An 8961-nucleotide genomic window follows, 5' to 3' on the forward strand; every position below is an offset into this window, starting at 1 on the left:
GTCGAATTCAACTTTTTGTCCTTCTTCTAATGATTTGTATCCTTCTTCAGCGATTGCTGAGAAATGTACGAATACGTCGCTTCCATCTTCTCTTTCGATGAAACCAAAACCTTTTTCTGAATTAAACCATTTAACTGTACCGTTATTCATATCGAATACCTCCGCGTGCTTTTGCACATAATATTTGTAACAAATCCATAAATCAAAGGGAGAATATTCTTAATAATAACTCGCAATTAACTTCACGTACTTGATTACTTAAGTACTACTATACGCTATATTTGAGAAAAGTAAACCCTTTTAGCCATATTCTTTCAAATTTATTATAATTAACAAAATAAAATTTTTAACTTTTATTGAAATCACCTTTGAAATAGCTATTAAATGTAATTATCATAAAAATATACATTATAAATATAGATTAGTTGTCTTGAATTCTATACAACTTCATAGCATTTTTATAAAATATCTTTTCACATTCTGTCTCATCAAAGTGTTGCTCTATTATTTTAATATCGTCTTTAGTAAATCTTTGAGGCGCTCTTGTAGATGGTAAGTCAGTACCAAACATCAAAGCATTAGGATTTAGTTGATATATTTCTTTCAATGTTTTTGCAATGTCTAAATTGCCTCTACTAAACCCTGTAGCTTTAACTCGAACATTTCTATCTACTAATTCTAATAAATCAGATAATCCTTCTTGCGATAAACCTAAATGATCAATAGATACTGCAGGTAATTTTTTAATTGTAGTTGAGATTTCAGGTAAATTTTTCGAATCTATATATAATTCAGTATGCCATCCAACTACTTCATATACTCTTTTAGCCAAATATTCTAGTTTAGATAAATCTTCAGAACCACCACGTTTTACATTGAACCTTAAACCTCTGACACCGCAGTTATTCAACATTATTAATTCATCATCTTTTACAGTATAAGGAAGTTGTGTAACACCTACAAACTTACCATCTAATTTGTCTAGAGCATCAATTAAATAGTTTTGATCATATCCTTGAAATGACCCAGACACAATCGCACCACCTAATATATCTAATTCTTTTACATCTTTTTGATAATCCTCAATACCGTATGATGGTGGTAAGTAACCATTATTTTCTTTTATTTCAAAATCATAGTTGATAATATGCAAATGCGAATCAAACATTTTCATATCAATGTCCCCTTTGTTTAATGATTATTGTTATAAATATTTTCAAATTCATTTTAACTTTTTCTAATGTTAATACCAATATGCAATAGATATAATGTTTTTTTAACATAACTATTGGTTACTTTTCTGATAAAGTTTTACCACCTGTCATTGTTAGCAATAAAATAGCAATAGCTATAATTGTTGCTGCAAAACCAAGTTCATGCACTGCTGTAGTTAAATCAGAACCTTTAAATAATATTCCAATCAGTGTTGAAGAAACAATTGCACCTAAATATCCTGCAGTTCTTAATAAACCAGAAGACATTCCTATCATTGATTTTGGAGTTTGATGATATAGCGCATTTTGATTTGCAATATTTAATAATCCTTGTGGCAATCCAAATATGGCTGATAAGACGATTAAATAATAAATTGATGTGTCACTTGAAATCATTTGAAATCCTATCATTGTGATTAAAGCACCAATTGTTCCAATATATAACTTAGTTCTTATATTTAATCGTGGGCCCATTAACTGAGCAGAAAAGATACCCACAATAAACTGTGGTAACATCATCATTCCTGAATGCATGGGTGATAAACCTTTCACCTCTTCTAACCACTGCACATAACCATATAGCACACTGTAAGAAATAAGCATTGATAAAAAAGTACGTAAATACGTATTATTCATCGATATATTATGACTCAAAATTTTCAAATCTATAAATGGTTTAGCCGATTTTAATTCATAAAAAATAAATGCGATTAAACTTATAAACCCAATTAAAAATAAATACCAATATGATGGTTTGGCTTCCATAAAGAAAATCATCCAAGAACTTAAACTTATCGAAAATAATATAATTCCTACAAAATCAACTCGTTGTTTTAATAACTGTAATTTATCTTTAGTGGCTGTCTTAGGAAAATATAAATAACCAAAAGTAAATGCCAAGATAGACATTGGTAAATTAACTATAAAAATGGATTGCCACCCACCACTAGCGACTAAAATTCCACCTAAAGTCGGCCCAATAACTGCAATAACTTGATTGCTAATAGATAGAATTGTCAATATTTTACTCGGACTATCTTCACCTGTACGTTCAGCTTCATAATTAATTAAATACATTGCTGAAGGGTATCCGGCACATGTTCCAATACCTATTAAAAACCTGGCTAAAATTAATCCATAAAACGATGGTGTCACTAACGCAATCATACTAGCTAATCCAACTAAACTCGTGGCAAATAAAAATAAACCTCTTGGACCAAAAATATCAATTAACTTTCCTATTACCGGTTGTCCAATACTTGTAGCCAAATATAAAGACGACACAAGCCAAGCAGTTTGATAAAAAGGCACACCAAATGCCTGAGCAATTGGGACAAGCGCTACAGCCAACATTGAAGAATTAATTGGATTTAAAATCGAACCTAAAATCATAGGTGTATATAATTTTTTATTAAAAGTATTGCTAATAGCTTTTTTCGACATAAATGTCACCCTTGACTATTCTATTGTTTTTGCCAGTCTGCAACTGTTAATACATCTCCATATCTAGTTAAAATATGATTTGTTAAAAATTCGTGCGTCTCAGAGGATCTATCAGCCATTGCATCTTGTAAAAATGTTAATTTAAAATCTTTATCAAAAGCTTCTACTCCTGTTGATAGGACAACGCCACTTGTGGCTATCCCCGTTAAAACTAAGTGATCAATTTGTAAACTTCTTAACAATACTTCTAAATTACTCCCAGTAAATGCGCTAATTCGTTGTTTAGTAACTAATAAGTCATCATCATCCATATGAAGCTCATCTATAATTTGAGTCGATTTATCCTTAACTGTCATTGGTTGTCCACTTTCTTTGATTCTACTAAACATCTTGTTATTAGATGAAATTTCCATAAAATTTTTCGAAAAAGCAACTCTTACAAAGATAATGGGTAGTTCCATTTGTCTAGCTGTAGTAATTGCTTCATTTGTTTTATCAATTAAATCTTTTGTATCAGATAATGAGCTAATAATCCCATTTTGCATATCCATTACTAATAACGCTTTATTATCATTCATATTTATACCTACTTCCAATTTAGTTTTTTACATTCAAAAATCGTACCACATCAAGGTTCTTATTCATAATGATTGGTTTATCAATACTTCATTGGATAAAGTTTACAATTTTTATTTAATAATCTTTAACCGCAAGAATAAAGTTAAAATCATGCTAAACTATATTTTATTTTGAATTTTTAGTTGTATGACAATTTGTTTTTAAAATAACTTTTATAAATTTCATTTTAATTATCATTATTGATAACATAATATGATTACTCATTAGCCTGGCACCACAGTATTATTAATATATATGTAAATTACATTTAAAGGAGATATGTTTAATGGAAGAAAACTTTAATGAGGAACAACAAAGGAAACAATGGGAGCAATTTCAAGAATTTCAAAGACAACAAGCCAAACAAGAACAAGCAAAATCTAATCAATCTAATACTAAGAAATGGTGGCTTTGGGGCTGTAGCGGCTGTTTAGTGTTTTTTATCTTATTTATTATTGGCATTATAGCCCTATCCATGATTTTTAATGGTGGTATCAAAGATAATTTCAAAAGTCATTCTAATGGTACTAAAAACTATAAAATCGGTGATACGATCAAAAATGGAGATTTAGAGGTAAAAGTTAAATCTGTTGAAAATACAACATCAGTTGGTCCATCTATCGCACCTACAAATGCTAAAGATACTTATGTTATAGCAGACGTTTCTGTAAAAAATAAAGGTAATAAATCATTAACTATCGATACCCAAATGTTTAAACTTAAATCTGGTAATAAATCGTTTGATGCAGATGCTACTGAATCTGTTTCTGCCAACCAAAGTGACGATGGCAGTGTTACAAATTCATTCTTTTTAGAACAAATTAATCCTGATAGTACTGCAGAAGGTAAAGTTGTATTCGATGTCTCTGAAAAAGTAGCAAATACTAAAGATAAAAAATTAGAAATTACATCAAGTTTGTTTAGCGTAAAAAGTATTACTGTAGATTTATCTGATGCTAAAACTTCTAATAAAGATGATGACGAATCAGATAGTGATGATAGTGAATCCTCTACTGACACAAGTTCAAGTGATACGACAACACCATCTAATAATGAAAGTACATCATCTTCAAGTTCAAATGCATCAAATAATTCGAGCCATAATTCTAATAGTAATGGTAATAGTAGCTCAAATAACAACTCAAACAATAATTCACAAGCTGAAAAAGTAGAGAAATCAACAACTTCTACACCAAAAGAAAGCGAACCACAAGAAACGAAACCAGAAGTAACTAACAATGATAATGCCGCTAAACCAGCTGAAAGTACTCCATCAAGTAGCACATCTTCAAGTTCAACAAGTGATAGCGGTAGTACGGAAAAATAGAAATTAAATATATATAAAGAAGGAAAGTTTAATACGCTTCCCTTCTTTTTTTAATTATACAACCTCATTTTTATAGTTACTCTTGATAAATTACGCACTAAAAAGAGAGCGTTTACTTATTTGATCAATAAATTAAAAGATGAAATTACAAGAGATAACCCATCAAAAGTTGGCGTTTCATATGCAGGAGAGCACGAAACTGCTGATTCTATTATTAATTTTTTAAAAGAGAAATTTCCAAATAAAATTATTGAAAAACACCCACTTATAAATGTTGGAGCTGTATTTACTGGTTATGGCACTGTTTCAATAGGATGGATTAATGTATAAATAATTTAAAAGACACTCTAATAAAGGGTGTCTTTTTATGTGCTGGGACATATCTATGATAACAATAACGAAAAGCCCACAACCATATGGGTTGCAGGCTTAGTAAGCAGACAATAATATTTATCTAATCAAGTGATAACTTTTATAAGAAGTGTTATATCATAGCGTGTATACTAGATTACATAATGTATCCTATTAGATGTTAATTATCATTCTTTTTCTTCTTAAATGCCTTCTTAACATCATTAAATAATGAGCTACTACCTAACCACTTTGAAACAGTTTCCATTGTGAAATTTATGATCTTACCTATCAATTCCATATGTTCGTCCTCCATACATATTTAATTAGATAACTTAAGATGTAAAATAGGATAATCTCTACCTTGACCATCCTATTCAGATTCATCGTATTTTATAAATCCATTCTTCTTATAAAATTGAACAGCATTTTCATTGTCTTTGTTAACATCAACGAATTGTATTTTCTTTTCTTTAACAAGCGTCTGTACAATTTTTGTACCATAACCCTTATTAAAATATTGAGGGTCTATAAATAACATTTCTAGATTTTGATCTTTCATTCCCGAAAAACCTATCAATTCAATGTCATCCCACCACAAAAATCCTTCTACATATTTAAAGTAAGTTGGAATTTCATGTTTTAATGCTATTCTATCTTCATCTTTAAGAAAATCGTGTGTTTCTATTACAGATCTTTCCCATATTTCTAAAGCTTTATCATAATCTTTTTCATTTAATTTAGTTTTCTTTAATTTCATAAGATTCTCCTATATTAATTAAAATCATCATCTATTAAAAATAAATATGCAATAACACCGATAGGAACTCCTAATATGGGTGTAGTAAATATACTTCCTAAAAATATGAATAATGCTAAAAACATTATATCTTCAATATCCCACTTTTTATTTATTAAGTAATTCCATATTTCACTAATACGCATATAATTTAGTCCTTTCAAATTATTTTAGTTCTCAATAATAAAAACTATGACTAATAAAATAATGGATATGATTAACGTTATCGTTCCTATAGGTGAATACTTATTTACCATTTTTTCATATTCATGATCAGAGGCATTTCTTTTCTTCAGATTTCTGATTTTAATCAAAAGATAAAACGTTTCAACTAGCGAAATAATCAGTAATATAGATAATAAAACAACCATGTCATTCTCCTAAAAAATAACTTTCACTTACTATACATATATCATATTTTAATGTTTTGTAAACATAATCACTAAGTGTAAAACCAATCATTTTTAAATATGCTTTTAATTAAAGGTGTATTTTTTATAATAACAAAACATTATAGCTAACAATAATCTTTAGTTAATATTAATAATTAAAATTTAAATGTATCATTAAATTAAATTGTATATTAAGGAGCCAAATCGAAATGAAATTCAAATTATTAGGAACGGCAATATTATCATCAGCGTTAGTATTAACCGCATGTGGTCAAAGTGAAGACCATTCTAAAAAGGACGATGACAAAAAATCTGAAAGTAAATCAGATAAGAAATCAAACGACCCAAAGAAAAATAAAGATAAAAAATCAGATGACAATAAAAACAAAGACAATAACAAAGATAAAAAGCAATCAAGTGAAGATATTCAGCAAAATGAGCAATCTAATGAACAAAATAATGAGCAACAAACACAACAAAACAATACACTAAACAATTCAAATCAAAACAACCAACAAACTCAACAGCCTCAACAACAAACTGCTCAGAATCAACAAGCAAATAGTAAAGAACCCACTAAAGAAGAAATAGCAGAATGGGATAGACAAAACATCAAAGGTGGTACTGACTACGGTTTAATCGATCCAGAAGAAGCTAATGAAGCTTCACAATCTCAAAATGAAGAGCCTGATGAGTGGGTAAAAGGACAAGAAGAATGGGCTAATGCTAGTCAGTCAGAAAAAGAAGAAATTCGTAAACAAGACGCAAAAAAATATGGTTATGAATATGATCCTAAAAATTACGAAGAATAATAACAGAATTAGGTAATTACACCTAGTATTTTTAGCTACCATGAATGGTAGCTTTCTCTATTATTTTATCAATTATTTGTATACTTCTTTGAAAAATTAAAGTAAATTCTTTATTAATATCTTTTACCTCTCTCCTCTTTTTGATAAGCCAATATGTAATTTATTCTTTAACTATTATTAAAATAAACATCAATAGTAGTCGTATCCTTATCCAGCTTGATAAGTTGAATTTTTCTCTTGTTGTAATTATTGTATTTATCTAATTAATAATCCCCAAAGTCACATCTTTCTTGCTAATTTAATATTGACTTCGTTCTTGCTAAAACATTCTCCAAGTAAACATCTTATATATACTAATTATTTATACTAAAAAACCCGCAACCACATGGGTTGCGAGCTTAACAATAGAGACTGTGAGAGTTCCTTAAAGCGATTATCTATTCATGTAGAATACGCCATAAGTATTGTCATATCAATTTTTACATTGTCTAATCAGTTGTGTTTAAAATTGAAAAAATGAGTTTGTACACTTTTAAAAGACAAGATATAGACTATCAGTTTAACTACTCATAAAATTTTATATGAGACTTTTCATCTTTATAATAATTTATTCTATCTTGTAATGAACCTGTGTGTAATTCTAATTTATGACCGTCTGGATCAGTAAAATATACTGATTTTTTATCTCTGACATCTCTTGGACGACCTTCTAATATATTTACATGATTTTGTTTTAACCAGTCATACCATTCATCAAAATCCTTCTCATTAATTGAAAAAGCCATATGAGTATATGAGTAATGAAGTTCATTTCTTGGTATTTCTCTTTCTTCGTTTAAAGCTAACCACAAACCACCTATTGTAAAGTAAGCTGTCTTTTCGTTTTCTAATAATATTTTAGCTTTCAGTATATTCTTATAGAATTCAATAGACCTTTTAATATTTGAGACTGAATAAGTAACGTGATTTACGGATTGAATCATATAATTACTCCTATTCACAAATTTTAAACGCTAATGTCCTTTATGCTTTTCTTTAGCTTTATCTTTCTTTATTTCCCTTTTTCTTTCTTTAATGAGTTCTTTTTTCGCCTTACTGCTCTTCTTGGATAACTTTTTATTCAACTCTTGCTCTTCTTTTATAGCTATTTGAGCTTTAGTAATGTCTTTAGGCTTTTTTTGTTCTTTAGCCACTTGTCGTTGCAATCTTTTAGGATTAATTTTTCGTTTTTTCTCTTTGGTTCTAACACTTGTTTTAGTATTTTCAATTAGTAACGATAAATAATTTTCAATGAAATAAAGAATTTCTTCCTCATTCGGTTCTGTACCAAAGGTAAATTTTGCAAATTTAGATTTATTTCCTATTTTATATTCGACTAAACCAATAAAAAATTGTCCGTCATGAAATATAGTAGCTCCACGCTATCCCTCCTCTTAATTATTCAGAAATGATGGACGACCTGAGGAGGAAGGTTACTGACAGATATTATTATCTGCATTGGGACTACCAACCCAATTGTGTTTTTACATTTCTACATATAGTTTAAAATAAATCACAAAAATTTCAATAGAGTACCCAATTTATGTCAAAATCTAAAAATACGACTTCTATAATATTTAGCAGTATATAATTTACTAATTCTTGTAAAACAGATGATTTGAAATACAGTATCGACTCATGATGTTATTTTTAGTATTTACATCATATTTGAGTAAACTCATTTCTAACTGAAATATAAAATATTCATCAGTTCAAATATATTCCTGAACAAGTGGAAATTAACATGTTTTAATCATCGTATAAATCCATCAATAAATAAACTATGATGCCTATTGGAATTCCAAATAGTGGTGTTGTGAAAATGCTTGCTATGATCATATATGTAATCAAAAATAATACATCTTCTGCATCCCACTTTTTATTTATTAAGTATTTCCACATTTCTTTTAAGCTCATAGAATAACCACCTTTTTATGTTTCATCAATAAAGTAATTATTAATACAT

Annotated in this window: 12 protein-coding genes; 3 read left to right on the top strand and 9 right to left on the bottom strand. The window is 28.7% G+C overall.

Translation table 11 applies throughout. The features are described from left to right. The 4 genes from CD121_RS12105 to CD121_RS12120 form a co-directional block, all read right to left on the bottom strand. On the bottom strand, positions 1 to 150 hold a 150-nt coding region (locus CD121_RS12105; RefSeq protein WP_143565120.1), incomplete at its 3' end, for a cold-shock protein. Positions 151 to 421: 271 nt separating this feature from the next. Next, positions 422 to 1174 (bottom strand): amidohydrolase family protein, encoded by a 753-nt coding sequence (locus CD121_RS12110; RefSeq protein WP_126568425.1) that lies wholly within the window; start codon positions 1172 to 1174, stop codon positions 422 to 424. Between the two features lie 118 nt (positions 1175 to 1292). Beyond that, complete coding sequence (locus CD121_RS12115; protein WP_126568427.1) at positions 1293 to 2657, bottom strand: MFS transporter; 1365 nt, start codon at positions 2655 to 2657, stop codon at positions 1293 to 1295. A gap of 20 nt (positions 2658 to 2677) precedes the next feature. Continuing rightward, complete coding sequence (locus tag CD121_RS12120) at positions 2678 to 3235, bottom strand: cysteine hydrolase family protein (RefSeq protein WP_017637834.1); 558 nt, start codon at positions 3233 to 3235, stop codon at positions 2678 to 2680. Between the two features lie 326 nt (positions 3236 to 3561). On the opposite strand from CD121_RS12120, the gene CD121_RS12125 reads away from it, so the two are divergent. Further along, positions 3562 to 4602, top strand: a complete 1041-nt coding sequence (locus CD121_RS12125) for a DUF4352 domain-containing protein (RefSeq protein WP_126568429.1) — start codon at positions 3562 to 3564, stop codon at positions 4600 to 4602. 72 nt (positions 4603 to 4674) lie between these two features. Continuing rightward, a complete protein-coding gene (locus CD121_RS12130) occupies positions 4675 to 4932 on the top strand; it encodes a DegV family protein (protein ID WP_257214304.1) in 258 nt (85 codons plus the stop codon). A 394-nt stretch (positions 4933 to 5326) separates the two neighbouring features. Here CD121_RS12130 and CD121_RS12135 read toward each other — a convergent pair whose 3' ends face one another. Together CD121_RS12135 and CD121_RS12160 are read right to left on the bottom strand one after the other, a co-directional pair. Further along, positions 5327 to 5713 carry a GNAT family N-acetyltransferase gene (locus CD121_RS12135; protein WP_126568434.1) on the bottom strand — a complete coding sequence of 129 codons (387 nt, stop codon included), beginning with the start codon at positions 5711 to 5713 and terminating at the stop codon, positions 5327 to 5329. A gap of 14 nt (positions 5714 to 5727) precedes the next feature. Beyond that, positions 5728 to 5898, bottom strand: coding sequence for a VraH family peptide resistance protein (locus tag CD121_RS12160; RefSeq protein WP_143565121.1), 171 nt, complete (start codon positions 5896 to 5898; stop codon positions 5728 to 5730). Between the two features lie 455 nt (positions 5899 to 6353). Here CD121_RS12160 and CD121_RS12145 point away from each other — a divergent pair, with 455 nt between their 5' ends. Continuing rightward, positions 6354 to 6956 carry a hypothetical protein gene (locus CD121_RS12145; protein ID WP_126568440.1) on the top strand — a complete coding sequence of 201 codons (603 nt, stop codon included), beginning with the start codon at positions 6354 to 6356 and terminating at the stop codon, positions 6954 to 6956. A 563-nt stretch (positions 6957 to 7519) separates the two neighbouring features. On the opposite strand, the gene fosB is transcribed toward CD121_RS12145, so the two are convergent. From fosB to CD121_RS12165, 3 genes are all read right to left on the bottom strand, one after another. Further along, positions 7520 to 7939 carry a FosB/FosD family fosfomycin resistance bacillithiol transferase gene (gene fosB / locus CD121_RS12150; protein WP_017637607.1) on the bottom strand — a complete coding sequence of 140 codons (420 nt, stop codon included), beginning with the start codon at positions 7937 to 7939 and terminating at the stop codon, positions 7520 to 7522. 30 nt (positions 7940 to 7969) lie between these two features. Further along, positions 7970 to 8365 carry a YjdF family protein gene (locus CD121_RS12155; RefSeq protein ID WP_026083504.1) on the bottom strand — a complete coding sequence of 132 codons (396 nt, stop codon included), beginning with the start codon at positions 8363 to 8365 and terminating at the stop codon, positions 7970 to 7972. A 379-nt stretch (positions 8366 to 8744) separates the two neighbouring features. Next, positions 8745 to 8912, bottom strand: coding sequence for a VraH family peptide resistance protein (locus CD121_RS12165; protein ID WP_017637605.1), 168 nt, complete (start codon positions 8910 to 8912; stop codon positions 8745 to 8747). Between the last annotated feature and the right edge of the window lie 49 nt (positions 8913 to 8961).

Source organism: Staphylococcus pasteuri (genome assembly GCF_003970495.1).
Taxonomy (GTDB): Bacteria; Bacillota; Bacilli; order Staphylococcales; family Staphylococcaceae; genus Staphylococcus; species Staphylococcus pasteuri.

Coding starts and splice junctions, on each gene's coding strand:
- CD121_RS12110 (WP_126568425.1), bottom strand. CDS start 1,174: ATGAAAATGTTTGATTCGCATTTGCATATTATCAACTATGATTTTGAA.
- CD121_RS12115 (WP_126568427.1), bottom strand. CDS start 2,657: ATGTCGAAAAAAGCTATTAGCAATACTTTTAATAAAAAATTATATACA.
- CD121_RS12120 (WP_017637834.1), bottom strand. CDS start 3,235: ATGAATGATAATAAAGCGTTATTAGTAATGGATATGCAAAATGGGATT.
- CD121_RS12125 (WP_126568429.1), top strand. CDS start 3,562: ATGGAAGAAAACTTTAATGAGGAACAACAAAGGAAACAATGGGAGCAA.
- CD121_RS12135 (WP_126568434.1), bottom strand. CDS start 5,713: ATGAAATTAAAGAAAACTAAATTAAATGAAAAAGATTATGATAAAGCT.
- CD121_RS12160 (WP_143565121.1), bottom strand. CDS start 5,898: ATGCGTATTAGTGAAATATGGAATTACTTAATAAATAAAAAGTGGGAT.
- CD121_RS12145 (WP_126568440.1), top strand. CDS start 6,354: ATGAAATTCAAATTATTAGGAACGGCAATATTATCATCAGCGTTAGTA.
- fosB (WP_017637607.1), bottom strand. CDS start 7,939: ATGATTCAATCCGTAAATCACGTTACTTATTCAGTCTCAAATATTAAA.
- CD121_RS12165 (WP_017637605.1), bottom strand. CDS start 8,912: ATGAGCTTAAAAGAAATGTGGAAATACTTAATAAATAAAAAGTGGGAT.